The organism is Enterobacter sp. 22452 (assembly GCF_052045065.1).
In the GTDB taxonomy this organism is placed as follows: domain Bacteria; phylum Pseudomonadota; class Gammaproteobacteria; order Enterobacterales; family Enterobacteriaceae; genus Enterobacter; species Enterobacter mori.
Genome location: NZ_JBQEOB010000001.1, coordinates 240,581 through 255,969, shown reverse-complemented (window position 1 = coordinate 255,969; position 15,389 = coordinate 240,581). Strand labels below are relative to the sequence as shown.

At 55.1% G+C, this 15,389-nt stretch carries 12 protein-coding genes and 1 tRNA gene; 3 read left to right on the top strand and 10 right to left on the bottom strand.

Translation table 11 applies throughout. The features are described from left to right. Window positions 1–124: 124 nt before the first annotated feature. From pheP to ACTJJA_RS01195, 8 genes are all read right to left on the bottom strand, one after another. The gene (gene pheP / locus ACTJJA_RS01230) at window positions 125–1,513 is read right to left on the bottom strand and encodes a phenylalanine transporter (protein ID WP_089599394.1); all 1,389 of its coding nucleotides are present in this window, start codon (window positions 1,511–1,513) and stop codon (window positions 125–127) included. A gap of 102 nt (window positions 1,514–1,615) precedes the next feature. Further along, a complete protein-coding gene (locus ACTJJA_RS01225; protein ID WP_440665702.1) occupies window positions 1,616–3,589 on the bottom strand; it encodes a PhoX family protein in 1,974 nt (657 codons plus the stop codon). 126 nt (window positions 3,590–3,715) lie between these two features. After that, complete coding sequence (locus tag ACTJJA_RS01220) at window positions 3,716–5,899, bottom strand: TonB-dependent receptor (RefSeq protein WP_421511733.1); 2,184 nt, start codon at window positions 5,897–5,899, stop codon at window positions 3,716–3,718. Window positions 5,900–6,116: 217 nt separating this feature from the next. Then, entirely contained in the window at window positions 6,117–6,392 is a 276-nt protein-coding gene (gene yahO / locus ACTJJA_RS01215) for a DUF1471 family periplasmic protein YahO (RefSeq protein ID WP_440665699.1), read from the bottom strand. A 150-nt stretch (window positions 6,393–6,542) separates the two neighbouring features. Next, a complete protein-coding gene (locus tag ACTJJA_RS01210) occupies window positions 6,543–7,574 on the bottom strand; it encodes an ABC transporter ATP-binding protein (protein ID WP_440665697.1) in 1,032 nt (343 codons plus the stop codon). A 1-nt stretch (window position 7,575) separates the two neighbouring features. Beyond that, complete coding sequence (locus tag ACTJJA_RS01205) at window positions 7,576–9,150, bottom strand: ABC transporter permease (RefSeq protein WP_440665695.1); 1,575 nt, start codon at window positions 9,148–9,150, stop codon at window positions 7,576–7,578. A 24-nt stretch (window positions 9,151–9,174) separates the two neighbouring features. Next, window positions 9,175–10,191, bottom strand: a complete 1,017-nt coding sequence (locus ACTJJA_RS01200; protein ID WP_440665693.1) for an iron ABC transporter substrate-binding protein — start codon at window positions 10,189–10,191, stop codon at window positions 9,175–9,177. A 359-nt stretch (window positions 10,192–10,550) separates the two neighbouring features. Next, window positions 10,551–10,627: transfer RNA gene (locus tag ACTJJA_RS01195), tRNA-Arg, on the bottom strand. A gap of 278 nt (window positions 10,628–10,905) precedes the next feature. Here ACTJJA_RS01195 and ACTJJA_RS01190 point away from each other — a divergent pair. The 3 genes from ACTJJA_RS01190 to fimZ all read left to right on the top strand — a co-directional run bounded on the left by ACTJJA_RS01190 (window position 10,906) and on the right by fimZ (window position 13,787). Further along, on the top strand, window positions 10,906–11,604 hold the full coding sequence (locus tag ACTJJA_RS01190) for an EAL domain-containing protein (RefSeq protein ID WP_042718708.1): 699 nt from the start codon (window positions 10,906–10,908) through the stop codon (window positions 11,602–11,604). 24 nt (window positions 11,605–11,628) lie between these two features. Beyond that, a complete protein-coding gene (locus ACTJJA_RS01185) occupies window positions 11,629–12,345 on the top strand; it encodes a helix-turn-helix transcriptional regulator (RefSeq protein WP_440665691.1) in 717 nt (238 codons plus the stop codon). Window positions 12,346–13,154: 809 nt separating this feature from the next. Beyond that, window positions 13,155–13,787 carry a fimbria biosynthesis transcriptional regulator FimZ gene (fimZ, locus tag ACTJJA_RS01180; protein WP_010428271.1) on the top strand — a complete coding sequence of 211 codons (633 nt, stop codon included), beginning with the start codon at window positions 13,155–13,157 and terminating at the stop codon, window positions 13,785–13,787. Between the two features lie 51 nt (window positions 13,788–13,838). Here the strand turns inward: fimZ and sfmF are convergent, their stop codons facing one another. Both sfmF and fimH read right to left on the bottom strand, forming a co-directional pair. Then, entirely contained in the window at window positions 13,839–14,363 is a 525-nt protein-coding gene (gene sfmF / locus ACTJJA_RS01175; protein ID WP_010428269.1) for a fimbria assembly protein, read from the bottom strand. Between the two features lie 9 nt (window positions 14,364–14,372). Next, on the bottom strand, window positions 14,373–15,377 hold the full coding sequence (gene fimH / locus ACTJJA_RS01170; RefSeq protein WP_440665689.1) for a type 1 fimbria D-mannose specific adhesin FimH: 1,005 nt from the start codon (window positions 15,375–15,377) through the stop codon (window positions 14,373–14,375). Window positions 15,378–15,389: the final 12 nt, after the last annotated feature.

The window sequence follows — 15,389 nt, the reverse complement described above, 5'->3', positions numbered from 1 at the left end:
TACTCTGGTTTTGTAGGCCCGGTAAGCGTAGCGCCACCGGGCGTGAGGGCAGGTGCGGTCTGGTTTGGTGCGGTCTGGTGCCCTCACCCCGGCCCTCTCCCACAGGGAGAGGGAGAAAACCGTGCTACTTTTTGCGCGAAAGCTTAAACGCGATAAACAGAAACACCACCCACACCGGCAGCAGCATCGCTGACAGGCGCATCTCATCCATGGTGCACATCAGCACCAGAATCAGCCCCAGGAACGCGATGCAGATGTAGTTCCCCGCCGGGTAGAGCAGCGCTTTAAACTGCGTCTCGCGTCCCTTACGGCGCATCGCCGCGCGGAAGCGCAGGTGCGCCAGGCAGATCATGATCCAGTTCAGCAACAGCGTCGCGACCACCAGCGCCATCAGCAGGCCAAAGGCCTGTTTCGGCAACAGGTAGTTGATCAGCACCACCAGAGAGGTAATCGCGCCGGAAAGGAACAGCGAGTTGACCGGCACGCCGCGACGGCTGACGCGGGTGAGGAATTTCGGCGCGTTGCCCTGCACCGAGAGGCCAAACAGCATACGGCTGTTGGAGTAAACCCCGCTGTTATAGACCGACAGCGACGCCACGAGAATGACGAAGTTCAGCGCCGAAGCCACCACGTTGCTGTTCAGATCGTGGAAAATCATCACGAACGGACTGCTATCGGATTTCACCTCCACCCACGGATAGAGCGCCAGCAACACCACCAGCGAACCGATATAGAACAGGAGAATACGGTACACCACCTGGTTGACCGCTTTCGGAATGCTTTTTTGCGGGTCGCGCGCTTCAGCCGCGGTGATGCCAATCAGCTCCAGCCCGCCGAAGGAGAACATGATCACCGCCAGCGAGAGGATCAGCCCTTTCCAGCCGGTTGCCAGGAAGCCGCCGTGCTGCCACAGGTTGTCGATTGTGGCCCGCTCGCCGCCGTGACCGGAGAACAGCAGCCACAGGCCAAAGCCGATCATGCCGATAATCGCCAGCACCTTGATCAGCGCAAACCAGAACTCGGTTTCGCCATACAGGCGCACGTTGACGAGGTTAACGGCGTTGATAATGATGAAGAAGGCTGCTGCCCAGATCCACGTCGGCACGTCCGGCAGCCAGTACTGCATGTAGATGCCCGCGGCGGTCAGCTCTGCCATCCCGACCAGCACGAACATGACCCAGTAGTTCCAGCCGGACAGGAAGCCTGCAAACGGGCCCCAGTATTTATAAGCAAAGTGCGCGAAGGAGCCTGAAACCGGCTCTTCAACGACCATCTCGCCAAGCTGGCGCATGATCAGGAAGGCGATAATCCCGGCGATAGCGTAACCCAGCAGAACCGCCGGGCCAGCCATCTGAATGGCGGGGCCGATGCCGAGAAACAGCCCGGTACCGATCGCGCCGCCAAGGGCAATTAACTGAATATGTCGATTTTGCAAACCACGTTGCAGCGTCGGATTCTGATCCGACGAAGCTTCAGCGCTACCATGGCCTGAAGCGGATGACGCGTCTTTCACGCCCTACCCCTGTCTCTTTTTTAGAAGGGGCACGTTTTAACACTTCATGCTGGAGGTAGCAAGTTTAACGCCGGGCCACTGCATGCACCCGGCAGATAAAGGTCACGACCCGATGATCCCACCGTCCGCTTTGACGATCACCACCGTTGACGATCGCGGACGTCCGTTCGGGCTGGCGTCTGGCCAGTTGGAGACGGCGCGCGGATTGGCCGGATCGGTAATATCATCCCCGCCCTCCCCCGGATGCTGGATATTGATAAACAGCGTTCGGTTGTCCGGCGTAAACGCAATGCCGGTGATTTCACACCCGCGCGGTCCGGTCAGGAAACGGCGGTATTCATTGGTGCCCGGAATGGTGGCGACCATCTGGTTATTGCCCATCCCCTCGTACGCTTTCTTATTGATGGTGCTGGAAGAGACGTCGGTTTGGATCCACAGTACGCCCTGGTGATCGAACGACAGGCCATCCGGGCTGCCGAATTCCGCACCCTGCATGGAGCCTTTGGCCTTAGGATCGTCGCCGTCGGTACGCCCGGCCATGACCAGAATATCCCATTTAAAGCGTGCGGCGGCAGGATCGGCCCCGTCTTCATGCCAGTGCATAATATGACCAAACACGTTGTTGGCGCGCGGGTTGGCAGCATCGACCGGCGCCTTGCCCTCCTTGCCGCGATCGCTGTTGTTGGTAAGCGTACAGTAGACGCTGCCGCTGGCGTGCGGATCGACGGCTATCCACTCGGGGCGATCCATTTTCGTCGCCCCCACCACATCAGCCGCCAGGCGGGTTTTAATCAGCAGGTCGCCCTGGCTTTCAAATCCGTTGCTTTTATCCAGGCCGTTTTGCCCGAAGATCAGCGGCAGCCAGTCGCCGCTCCCCTCCTCGTTGAACCTGGCGACGTACAGCGTGCCGGACGTCAGCAGCTGCATATTGGCTTCACGGTTCTCAGGATCGTATTTGTTTTCCGAGACAAATTTGTAGATGTACTCAAACTTCTGATCGTCACCCATATACACCACCACGCGTTTATCGGCGGCGAGCGTGACGGCCGCCCCCTCATGCTTGAAGCGGCCAAGAGCGGTGTGTTTGCGTGGCGTGGAGGTCGGGTCGTAGGGATCAATCTCCACGACCCAGCCAAAGCGGTTAGGTTCGTTAGGGGTTTTATCGACGCTGAACCGGTCATCCACTTCGTTCCAGCGGTAGGACTCGTCGCTGTCGCTGATGCCGTAGCGTTTTTCCAGCGGGTTAAGATCGGCTTTTTTGACAAAAATATCCGACCAGTTCTCCTCGCAGGTGAGATAGGTGCCCCACGGCGTATGGCCGTTAGCGCAGTTCTGCATGGTGCCCAGCACGCGTTCCCCCTGCGGGTCGGCGGCGGTTTTGACTAAGGGCTGATGCCGCGCCGGGCCGGTAAGCTGCATCGGCGTATTGACGGTTATACGGCGGGCGAGAGAGGACGGGCGAACCACCTGCCACTCACTGCCCGTTTTTTTCACTTCCACCACCGACACGCCCATCGCGTTCTGCCCCTTGCGGACTTTGTCGAGGCTCCAGTTCGCGGTGCCGTCCGTAAACAGCATTCCGTTGTCGATGTATTCATGGTTCAGCGCCAGCAGCCCATGCTCCGGGTTTTGCGCTCCCTGCGGCAGGCTAAACCACGCCATACCGTCGTGGTGCATGCCCGCCTGCACCGCCTGCTCGTCCGTGGTGTTGCTGGCGTCCGGCTTAAAGGCTGGCATATTGTTTTTAATTCCCGTCGGGTCACCCCAGCGATAAAACGGGCGAGCAATATAGCCTTCCGGCACCCTTACCGTATCTTCCGTGGAAACAGGGATGCTGCTAAACCCAAGCGACACCGCTTTCGCCAGCGTGGAAGGCTTCGATACCGCGGCAATGGCGCTTTCGGGTTTGATCAGAAAGGGGAATGAAACGGCAGCCCCCGCGACGGCGCCCATCTGCAGAAAACGGCGGCGGGAAAGGAACACCTCGGCAACCTCGGAGAAAACCGGGTTGGCGCTGCGGTTAGCGATCTCGTCGCGATGTTCTTTTTTGAAAACGGATTTGAGGGGTCTGCCCATAGCGGCTTCCTGTCATTGGCCAAGAGGTAAGAATGTGGCGACCAGTGTAAGAAGCTTTTGTTACAATTTTATAACACGATAACGGAAGGATGGGGCATCCCTGCCCCGGATAACGAGGTGGAACGCTTAGAACTCGTAGCCAACCGAGACCTTAAAAGTCCGCGGTTCGCCCTGAGTGATGTAGGTGCCGGAATCGTCTACGCTGGCCCAGTAGTTCTCGTTGGTCACGTTGTCGATGCCTGCGCGCACGGTCATCTGGTTTGCATTGTGGTTCACCGCGAAGCGATAGCGCATGCCCAGATCCAGCGTGGTGTAGCTGTCCAGCTTTTTGGTGTTTGCCAGATCAGCGTACTGCGTGCCGGAGTGGTTCACGCGGGCGGTCGCCGTCAAACCGTCAACGGGCTTGATGTCATATTCCGCACCCAGAACGGCGTAGAAATTCGGAATACCGATCGCATCGTTACCCTGATTGACGCCGTTTTTGGTTTTGGTCAGCTCGGCCTGCAGCCAGGTGGCGCTGGCGTTCAGACGCATACCCAGCATCGGCTCGCCGAAGACGTTCAGCTCAACGCCACGGTTACGCTGCTCGGCGTCCAGGCCGTAGTGGCCGCTGTCATCGAGGATTGCCGACGGCATTTTGATTTCGAACAGCGCAAGCGATCCGCCCACGCGGCCGAAGTCCGCCTTCACGCCCACTTCGTTCTGTTTAGAGTGAATGATACCGGTGCTCTGGCCGTAGTTGGTGGCGGTGTTAGGTGCGGTTTCGCCCGGCTGCAGCGCTTCGGTGTGGTTGGCGTAGAGGGAAATTTCCTCCCACGGCTTGTAGACCACACCATAGGTGGGCATCCAGCGGCTGCCGTCGAAACCGTCCGCCGCGTTTTCCGCACCGGTGATTTTGTTGTAGCCGCGGATGACCACCTTCTGATGGCGCGCCCCGGCGGTGAACAGCAGCTTATCATCCAGTACGCCAAGGGTATCGCTCAGCAGCCAGCCCTGGGTACGGGTACGCCCGCTGGTCAGCGGATCGCTGTATTTCCCGCCAGAGCCGTTGAAGTTAGTGCTGTCCGGCATATCGACGCCGGTGTTGTGGTAGATGTTGGTGGTCGGGTTATCCGCCGCCGCCGACATTTTCCACGCGATTTTTTCGTTTTTGGTCATCGCTGAATACCCGACGTTGACCTTGTGCGAGACAAAACCGGTGTCAAAGTTACCGCGAATGCCCGCCATCCCGCTGACGGAATCGCTGATGCGGTTGGTGTCGAGGCGGCTGACCGTGGCCTTGCCGCTCTTGTCCACCAGCTTCGGCGCGCTGTAGATCCCTTCCTCATGCGCGTGCTGCGCGCCCAGACCGGTATAGGCAGTCCAGCCATCGGTGATGTCGTACTCGCTGCGCCACATCCCGAATTCGTTTTCGATATTGCTGTAGGCCCACTTCTGCGAGAAATTGCGGTCATTTTTCGGCGGCTCAGGGACGAAATCCACCGCTGAAATATTGACGCTGGTAGGGCTGCCGTGGAAGGTTTTCTTCTGATAGCCCATGTCAAGCGAGGTGCGGAAGCGGTCGCCTTTGTAGTCCAGGCCGGTGGAAAGCAGCGTGGTGCGGCGGCGGTCATTCGGTACGCCGGTTTCCCCTTCCCGATGGACGAGGTTCACTCGCGCGCCAAACTGGTCGTTATCACCAAAGCGACGGCCCGCGTCCAGCGTGGTGCCAATCTGGGAATCCGAGGTGTAGTCGACGCCCACTTTTGCCTGCGGTGTTTCGCCCGCATGTTTCGGCTCAAGGTTGATCATCCCGCCCACGCCGGAGCTTGCCGCACCGTTCATCAGCGAGTTGGCCCCTTTGAAGATCTCAATGCGGTCGACCATCTGGGCATCCACCACCTGACGCGGCAGCACGCCGGACAGGCCGCCAAAGGTCATGTCATCGCCGTCGAACTTCAGGCCACGAATACGGAACGTTTCAGCGCTGTTGCCGTAACCCTGTACATACTGCACGCCCGCGTCGTTAGCGACGACATCGGCAATGGTTTTCGCCTGCTGATCTTCCACCAGCTTCGAGGTATAGCTGATGATATTGAACGGCACGTCCATGGCGTTCTGCTGACCGAGCATCCCCATGCGACCGCCATTTGCCACCTGCCCGTCGAGGAAGGCGGGTACCAGCTGGTCACCGCCGGGGGTGAAATCACTCTCCGCCGCAGCCTGGACGACGAGGGTGTCCTCTTTTTTCTCATCCGCCGCCAGAGCGGAATGCGTCACTGCGCCAATGGCAAGCGCCAGCAGCGTTTTATGCATTGTGGTGTTGTTCATAATTAACTCGTTTAAATGTGCGCGCAAAAATGACCCGTGGTCGGGCCTTAGAATGGTGTAAATGCAATGCAAATGAGAACTATACGCATTATCTATGCGTTATCAAGTGTAACCGCGCATTTCTGGTCGCGAAAAGAGGTTAATCAGAATGGAGGGATGATGACGAGGAGCAGGACGAGAACAGCCACCCCGCATTATGGGGGTGGCCGCAATAACATTATTTTTTCTTGTAGATATCGGCGGTGCCGTGAATTTTGTTGTTGGTATTACCGGACGTCAGTACCAGCACATCAGCGCCTTGTTTGTCTGCTTTCTCAATCAGCTCTTTTTTCGCATCATCAATCGATACTTCATTTGAAGTATTAACAGTACCGATTTTTTCATACTGTGATTCTACTTTCTCAAATTCATTTTTCGTCAGCAGTTCTGCAGCAAAGGCATTAGTGGTAAACAGAAACGCGGATCCCAACAAAATAGCAGTCGTTTTTTTCATAACCTTTTTTCCTTGAGATTAATCAGCAACTACGAAAAGCCTCACACACGATGATGAGGTGTATTGAGCATGGTAGAGAATCTCAGGAAATTCCACACGTTCAGGAAAATTCTTCTATAACAACCCATTGCATGAAATAACTAACGAATATTAAGAATATTCAAAAACGCGTGCGACACCCGCGATATCAATGCGCACCGCCGTGCCGGGGTTCCAGGCGGCCTGACTGACCGTTTTCAGAACAACATGCTCCTGTTGCCCGCCTAAGGCAAGGGTGAGCGTGGACAAATGGCCCGTGAAATCGACCTCAATAATCGAGACCGGGCTTTCATGCGGGGCGCATGCCGTTACGCGCAGCTGTTCCGGGCGCATCATCACTCTGCCCTCTCCTGTCGCACGGGCATTGTCCGTGGGCACTTCACCCAGCGCGCACATCGCGTACCCGCTGGAGAGCTGAGCAGGCAGGATCACCGCATCGCCAAGAAACAGAGCCGTCTCTTCATCAACGGGCCGGGAGTAGACCTCGTAAGGCGTACCCACCTGACTGAAGCGTCCGCCGCGCATCACAGCAACCTGGGTGGCAAAGGACAAGGCTTCGTTTTGGTCGTGCGTCACCAGAATCGAAGCCACGCCAGCTTCCGCCAGCAGGTCGGCGGTCGCTTTGCGCGTCATGGCGCGCAGCCCGGTATCCAGCGCCGAAAAGGGTTCGTCGAGCAGCATGACTGACGGACGCTGGGCCAGCGCGCGGGCCAGCGCAACGCGCTGCTGCTGTCCACCTGAAATCTCATGCGGCCAGTGCGTTGCCAGCTGCCTGTCCAGAGAGACTTTCTCCATCAGCGCGTCCACCCGCTGACGTTTTTCATCCCGCGTGCCGTCCAACCCCCAGGCGATGTTGTCAGCCACATTAAGGTGCGGGAACAGCGCCCCTTCCTGCGGGACAAAACCGATCCCACGCAGATGGGCGGGCACAAAATTGTGTTCATCAAACAGCGTGCGTCCCTGCATGACAATGCGCCCGCTGTCCGGGGTTTCGAATCCGGCAAGAATACGCAGCAGCGTGGTTTTTCCCGACCCTGACGGCCCGACAATCGCCGTTCGGCTCCCCGGTGAAACGCTCAGATTCACATTATCAAGCACCCGCGCATCAGAAAACGATTTCGAAATGGACGTTAATTCAAGCATGTCATAGCCCTGCAATTTTTTTAGACTGCATATAAAGAATGGCGGTTAGCGGCAGTGAGATAAGGATCATCAGCATGGCGTAAGGGGCCGCAGCCACATAATCAATCTCGCTGGTGAGAGCCCAGAAGCCGGTGGAGAGCGTACGCGTTCCCAATGGCGACAGCAGCAGCGTCGCGGTCAGTTCATTGCTGACGCCGAGGAAAACCAGCGCCGCGCCCGCCGCCGCGCCCGGTGCGGCCAGCCGCAGGGTGACGCGCCATAATGCTTCAGCGGGCGTGCTGCCAAGGCTGCGCGCCACGTTTTCCAGCTCAACCGGCGCCTGCGCAATGCCAGCCCGGAGGTTAATGAGCGCGCGGGGCATAAACAGCAGCAGGTAGGCGAGGAACAGCGTCACTTCCGTCTGATAAATCGGACGGGCATAGTGGATAGTCACCGTGACCAGCGCCAGCGCGGTCACAATACCCGGCAGCGAGCTGGTGATATAAATGCATCCTTCCAGCATACGGAAAATACGGTGTGGATAACGGATCCCAAGCCACGCGATGGGGATCACGCACGCCGTCGTCAGCAGCGCGCCGCCCACGCCGAGCATCAGCGTCTGGCGCAGCGAGTGCCAGAGATCCGCGCTCATCCAGTTTTCCACGCCGCCCAGCCAGATCCAGCGACACAACACGATTAAGGGTACGCCCAGCGCCAGCAGCACCAGCGTCAGAAAAAGCAGCTGTCCCAGCCACGCCATAGCAGGCTCAAGCGGCCAGCGCTTCTGCTCGCGCGCGGCGCCTGCACCAATCCGCGCATAGCGTGTTTTTCCGCGCGTGACCCCTTCAAGCATCAGGATAGCCAGACAGCATAAGGCCAGTACGCCCGCCAGCATGTTCGCGGCCGGGCCGCTGAACGTAGACTGGAACTGGTCATAAATGGCCGTGGTGAAGGTGTCGAAGCGGATCATGACGTACAGGCCATACTCCGCCAGCAGGTGCAGCGCCACCAGCAGCGCGCCGCCGCAGATCGCCAGTTTAAGCTGAGGCAGCACCACGCGGAAAAAGACCCGCCAGGGAGGCGATCCGAGCGAAGCGGCGACATCTTCAAGCGTGGGATCGAGACGGCGCAGCACCGCCGCAACCGGCATGTAGATAAACGGATAGTAGGCCAGTACAGAGAGGAACACCCCCGCAGAAAGGCCGTGCATGCCCGGTACCACGCTTACCCAGGCGTAGCTTTGCACAAACGCGGGGATCGCCAGCGGTGCCACCGCCAGCGCCGACCATACGCCTCGTCCCGCAAGCATTGTGCGCTCCGTCAGCCAGGCTATCGCCACGCCCAACACAATACACAGCGGAACCGCTAACGCCATGAGCCACAGCGTGTTGCTGAGGAGCTCAGCCACCCGCGGGCGGAACACCAGCGCCTTAATCGTTTCCCAGCCGGTCTCAATGCCGATGGCAATGATAAAGCCCAAAGGCAGCAGCGCCAGTAATGAAAACAAAACAGCTAACGCAACCATCGGCAGCGCGGGACGCCTGCGAACAGGCTTCCGCACGCGGTTTTTACCGATGTCGAGACTCAAACCAGACATAAGACATTCACTTTGCGTTCAGGATCACAGCAGGCCAGCTTGCGTCATCAGCTCGATAACTTTCTTACTGTTGAGCGTGGAAGGTTCCACTTTTGGCGCATCCAGATCCTTCAGCGGAACCAGTTTCGGGTTGGACGCGGCATTCACGCCGACGGCATATTCAAAGGCGTTGTTGGTACGCAGGCTTTCCTGACCTTCTTTGCCGGTGATGTATTTGATGAAGGCCTGCGCCTGCGCTTTATGCTTGCTGGATGCCAGCACGCCACCGCCAGAGAGGCTGACAAATGCGCCCGGATCCTGGTGTTTGAAATAGTAGAGCTGGGTATTTTTGCTGTTTTCACCCGTTTTGGACTGATCGACGAAACGGTAGTAGTGATAGATCACGCCGCCATCAATCTGGCCCGCGTTAACCGCTTTCATCACGGTGCTGTTACCTTTGTAAGCAACGAAATTGGTTTTCATCGCCTTGAGCCAGTCCAGCGTGGCCTGCTCGCCCTTCAGCGCCAGCATTGCGCTAACGATCGCCTGGAAATCCGCGCCTGACGGAGACGCGGCCCAGCGCCCTTTCCACTCAGGTTTCGCCAGATCCATCAGCGATGCTGGCAGCTGTGTCTCATTTAATTTTTGCGGGTTATAGACAAACACGGTGCTACGCGCGGCGATGCCTATCCAGCGACCGTGCGCTGGACGAAATTCCGCTGGTACCTGCTTTAACGTATCGGCATCTAAAGGCGCAAATAATTTAGCGTTATCAACCAATACCATGGACGGCGAGTTTTCCGTCAGAAATACGTCCGCAGGCGATGCGCTGCCTTCCTGAACCAGCTGGTTGCCCAGCTCGCTGTCACCGCCGTTTCGCAGAGTGACCTTAATTCCCGTTTCTTTCGTAAAGCCATCAACCCATGACTGCACCAGGTTTTCATGCTGTGCGTTATACACAACGATACCCTGATTATTATCAGCAGCAAATGATTGTGTAGAAAGGAAAAGTGATGAAGACAACAAGGCAAGCGAGAAGCATGACAGCAGGCGAGAATTCATGAACATATCCTTAATAGACCGACGAGATTCACCCCTGAAGGGGTTGTGCGACAGGATTAAAGCATACAAAAACGCTAATGATAATTAGTATCAATCCAGTTTAGTCGTAAAAGTGGAAAATATCTTCACGCCGGGGTTTAAGGTGATAAAAACCTAATTTAGAAAGTGAGCTGGTTATAAGATTAAGAAAACCTTAAGACGAGAAATATCAGGTTTTAATTAGCCTTCTATTTATTATTCCGTTATTTAAAGGAACGCATCAGGGGTAAGAAACAATAGGTACAGGGCTCAGGAAAGAGAAGAGGGTTGAGCGCGAAAACAGACGAAAATGAACATGCTGGAAAGACAGTAATGCGGAATGGTACGCCCTGTAGGATTCGAACCTACGACCTACGGCTTAGAAGGCCGTTGCTCTATCCAACTGAGCTAAGGGCGCACGGAGAAGCGTGAACTTCGCGGTGGTGAAACGCGTGGAATTATACGGTCAATGGCAGGTGAGTCAATGCCTTTTCCCCGATCTGTATCGATAACGGCTAGCTGATTGTAAATACGGCTGTTTTTTCAACATTTTCACTACATCCCACGTAGAATTTACCGCTGCGAAAAGGCTTAGCTGCTTTTAAGTAACGCCTGCTGTTTTCCTGTAGGCCACCTCGTCACACTGGTGCAAGGTATCCCGGCCGCCTGGAGGCTGACAGACAACAGGACAATGGAGTGACAGCGCAAAACCTGACCTATACGCCTCCCCGGCTAAAGCACATTTCTCATGATATCACCGGTATCAAACTTGAGCCCATCGTTGCCCTCGCCTCTTCGCACAGGATCGGCGTTGAGGTGCTCAGCGTTCTGTCACCCACGCTGCAAAGTGAAGATTTTTTCCGCGAACAATCGGCAGAACAGTCGCTTATGCTGCTGGAAGTGCAGCTCCGTGTGCTAAAAAACGCGCTCGCCTGTAACAATATTTTCATCAATCTGCCGATAACCGTACTCATGGTGCCAGAACTTTTTCAGCGTCTGCTGCAACTGCGAAGCCCGCCGCTGAATATTGAAATTGTCGACCCTGTCGACTTTTTCACACTCTCCGATACACAGCGGCAAGTCGTGGCCCAGCGCCTGAAGCAGCTGACCATAAAGGGTCACCGCATCTGGCTGGATGACGTTGACGATAGCGTTGTCCAGCCCTTCTTATCCTGGCCACTGCCACTCAGCGGCATAAAAATCGACAAAGAAACCTTCTGGCGTATGCGCGCCACCCCTGCGCTGGGGGAACTGGTTTCCCGCTGTTTTCGGCTTGCCGGGAAGGTGCTTATCGAAGGTATTGAGACTGAACGGGATCGTTCCTGCGCACGCCAGGCAGGGGCACAACTCGGCCAGGGGTATTACTGGCCATCCTGGACATGGCCGGAGGATTAAACAGCCATCTCCAGGAGGGAGGCCATGGGAATGACAGTGCGCCGTTACCGTCGGCGTCGTACAGGAAGTGACGCACTGGGATTTACACGCTCGCCTTTTGCTCCCCCCTTCTTTGACCGACTCGAATTTTTGAGCCAGCCCACCAACCTGACCCATAAAACTGACGCCCCGTTTATTATTCTGGTCACGGAAGATCATTACCTGCGCACCGGATTGATGAAAGGGAGTTTTCCGCTGAACTGCTGCGCCGACTATCCGTTGCTGGAAGACGCCTTAGCCGCCGTCAATCAGTGGCCCTCCGCCCGTCTGGTGGTAGATATCGACAGCCGCGCGACGCCGCTCATCGAAAAGCTGGACAGGTTGAGACGCTATTGTCTCTACCCGCCCTTCTTGATCCCCCACCTCCTTATCAGAGCAGATGATTACGATACTCGCCTGTTCTGCAAAGCGGCAGGACCCTTTCATGTACTTGAACGCCAGCTGACGGCTACAGCCCTGCAGCATTGCCTGCTGGAGACAAGGCCGCCGCAGGGATCGTCGAAAGAATGGTTCACGCGCAGCGAATGGCCCATACTGCAGGAACTTTCTCGCGGCAAAACGCTGCGTCAGATTGCCCTGATTCAAAACCACCCCTATAGCCGCATTATCTATCGTCTCGGCTGCATTTTGACCAAGCTGGGGTTAAACCACCGCCAGGAATTGCTGCACCTTCTTAATAATCTCTCAGACTGCACGTTTTGACTTAGGCATTAACCCGTTCATTCCTAAAGACCTTTAAGAAACAACCTACTATTTGTGTTAAATTTTCGTTTCAATTTAACATTTCGTTCAAAATTACAACTATTCCTAATTCATCCACTTAAACCACGCGAAATATTACAGAAAACGGTAATAGCAGCACTTTCCTCCATCCGTTAAGCTCTCCAGGAGTCCGTTAAAAATATGATAATGATGTAAAAACAAGCAGTTTATCTGTACCGGCCAGTCGCGAGAGCAGCATACTGCAGCATATCCTGCTGTTCAGTTTCGCTTTTTTCCGCCGGTCGTCACGCGCTTTCAGATGAAGGTTTTACCCCCTGTTGCGCCGTTTTTTTGCGCTTGCCGTGAAAGCACCACATCACTTTCCCCACCTCGTTTTGTTAACAATCAATTAACACAAAGTGATATATGTCATTTTTTGTTATTACATAAAGATGAAAAAATGTGGTAAATGGAATAGCAGGACATTTGCGCTAAATTTAAAATAATAGTGATTCAGATCCAGAAGATAATACAAAGCAATGGACCAGGATTAATTTACAGGGTTTTCGGAGAAAACTTACACGGTATAATAAGATGCGTTGCAAATATGAATAAGAAAAACCTTTTTGCCACACCAGCCAAATGAGATAACCGCGCTGAGGCATTAATTACTCGCTACGTTAACAAGGATGCTTTCGCTCTTTCCAGGGAATTACTACCGTATAAGGATCACCATCTATATCCTTCCGGCATTTCGAGAGTTTGAACAAAACTCCGCATAACGCTTTTAACAATCTGAGGCATTAAAAATGAAACCGGCATCCGTTATCATTATGGACGAACACCCTATTGTCAGAATGTCGATAGAAGTCCTGCTACAGAAAAATAAAAATATCATAGTCAAACTCAAGTCTGGCGATAGCCATGAAGTGCTTGATTGTATTCGCAACCACCCCATCGATCTGGTTATCCTGGACATCGAACTGACGGGAACCGATGGGTTTTCATTACTTAAGAGAATCAGAAACCTAAACAAAGACATCAAGGTTCTGTTCCTCTCGTCAAAATCAGAGTCGTTTTACGCGGGACGTGCCATTCGCGCAGGGGCCAATGGCTTTGTCAGCAAGCGAAAAGATTTGGGTGAGATCTACAACGCGGTGGAAATGATACTGATGGGCTATTCTTTTTTCCCGTCAGAAACGCTGAACTTTATAAATCATCTGGGCTCCGGGAAAGGTATCACGCCGGATATGCCATTATCGAATCGCGAAGTCACGGTGTTACGCTATCTGGCGAATGGATTATCCAATAAGGAGATTGCGGAGCAGTTGCTATTAAGCAACAAAACCATTAGCGCGCACAAATCCAATATTTATTCCAAGCTCGGCGTACAGAGCATTGTGGAATTAATAGATTACGCGAAAGCACACGAACTGCTATAAACTGAATTCACTCCCCGCAACTTAAGTGAGTTGCAGGGAGTGCGGTCAGCGCTAATTATAATTGATCATAAACGTGGCATCCGCATCGGCCCGTCCCGGCTGAGGGTTATCCGCTGTGGCAATATAATTGGCATAAAACGACAGTACCGCATTACCTTCTGCATCGACCGTCACCGGCTGGCTGGCCTGCTGAAGATCCAGCCGTGTTTTATCCGCATCGCGGATCTCCACGGCAACCTGACCCGCCGTACTGCCATCATTGAGCGCCAGCAAACCGCTGTCGCTGCCGTCTGCTTTTCCTGAAAACGTAATGGAGGCTGCGCCAGGAGGACAGCCGGTCAGCTTCAGCGTAAACGGCATGGGCTGCGTGCGGCTCCCCGTAGTTCTAAGCTGTTTCGTCGGCCAGGTGCCGAGCGTGACGACCTTATCGCTGTCATTGCCTTCGGCCACGCAGGTGAAATCGACGATGTTGCCGGACATCTCAATATTGATTTCCCCCAGCGCCGTGGCCGCCTGAGCGCCAGCGTGAAGCATCATCAGTACTCCCGCAGCAATGTACCTGCTCCAGTGTCCCATTGCTCCTCCTTAATCGTAATCCACGCGAAGATAGCCGCGCGAGGTGAAACGGCCCTCGGCAGGCTTGTTGCCCGTCACGCTCACAGGCCAGACACGAATGCCGACCTGTGCCTGAGCGCTGTCATCCAGGCGGAACGGAATTTTGCTGGTGAGCGTGTTAGGCGTCAGCGGCGTGCCGCTTTCGTTAGCGACCACAAACCCCAGATCGGGATTATTAGAAACCAGCGCATTACCGGACACTTTCTCCGCTTCGATACGCATCGTCAGATACGCATTGGCTTCAACGTTTGTGCATTTAATGGCAATGGTTTTGCTTTGAGGCGTAACCTTCTGCGGTCGATTGCCGGCACCGGCCTGGCTAAACAACGACGCACCAATATCGCCAAAATCAAACTCCACGACCTGGCCTGCGTTGATCGCACAGCTTTGCGGCACCTGAATCGTTCCGCTGTAGCTGATGGTATAGACCGGCGTATTAAGCGGATCGGCGGTTGTCGTCGTGACATAGACCCTGAACATGGTCTGCTGCGGGATCACCACCATATTGATAAAGCGCCGCGTTACCCTCAGACGGAAAACCAGCTTGGAATCGGTCACCGGAAAAGCCTTGTTATTCGGTACGTTGGGGTGCTGCCCCATCTGGATATAGTTCGCGGGAGGGTAGAACGTGCCCGCAAAGTCATCGTGGATCTGCATGGCGCCGTCGAGGTACTCATTCAGCTTCACATATTTATAGCTGTCGATCACCGTGGTAATGGGCAAGTCGGTGACATAGCTGCGCATGGTGGATTTACCGGTTGTCCCGCGGGGACAAATGGCATTCACCCCCACCAGTCCAGATTTTTGCGCCAGGGTGACAATCTCCCCCGGCCTGTTGTTAGAGCTGTTAAACACGTTGGAGAGATCGTAAGAAATATCCTTCGCCACGCCGGTGGAGTTCTGGCACACCGTGGCCCATGCGGGCAGTGCGCTGCACAACACTGCCGCGCCAAATATGCTACGGATAAGGGTCATGATTGGGTTCCT

Bases quoted from the DNA above. Each gene is read 5' to 3' on its own strand.
- ACTJJA_RS01205 (WP_440665695.1), bottom strand. From the start codon at position 9,150: ATGTCTGGTTTGAGTCTCGACATCGGTAAAAACCGCGTGCGGAAGCCT.
- ACTJJA_RS01200 (WP_440665693.1), bottom strand. From the start codon at position 10,191: ATGAATTCTCGCCTGCTGTCATGCTTCTCGCTTGCCTTGTTGTCTTCA.
- fimZ (WP_010428271.1), top strand. From the start codon at position 13,155: ATGAAACCGGCATCCGTTATCATTATGGACGAACACCCTATTGTCAGA.
- sfmF (WP_010428269.1), bottom strand. From the start codon at position 14,363: ATGGGACACTGGAGCAGGTACATTGCTGCGGGAGTACTGATGATGCTT.
- ACTJJA_RS01220 (WP_421511733.1), bottom strand. From the start codon at position 5,899: ATGAACAACACCACAATGCATAAAACGCTGCTGGCGCTTGCCATTGGC.
- ACTJJA_RS01210 (WP_440665697.1), bottom strand. From the start codon at position 7,574: ATGCTTGAATTAACGTCCATTTCGAAATCGTTTTCTGATGCGCGGGTG.
- ACTJJA_RS01185 (WP_440665691.1), top strand. From the start codon at position 11,629: ATGGGAATGACAGTGCGCCGTTACCGTCGGCGTCGTACAGGAAGTGAC.
- fimH (WP_440665689.1), bottom strand. From the start codon at position 15,377: ATGACCCTTATCCGTAGCATATTTGGCGCGGCAGTGTTGTGCAGCGCA.
- yahO (WP_440665699.1), bottom strand. From the start codon at position 6,392: ATGAAAAAAACGACTGCTATTTTGTTGGGATCCGCGTTTCTGTTTACC.
- ACTJJA_RS01225 (WP_440665702.1), bottom strand. From the start codon at position 3,589: ATGGGCAGACCCCTCAAATCCGTTTTCAAAAAAGAACATCGCGACGAG.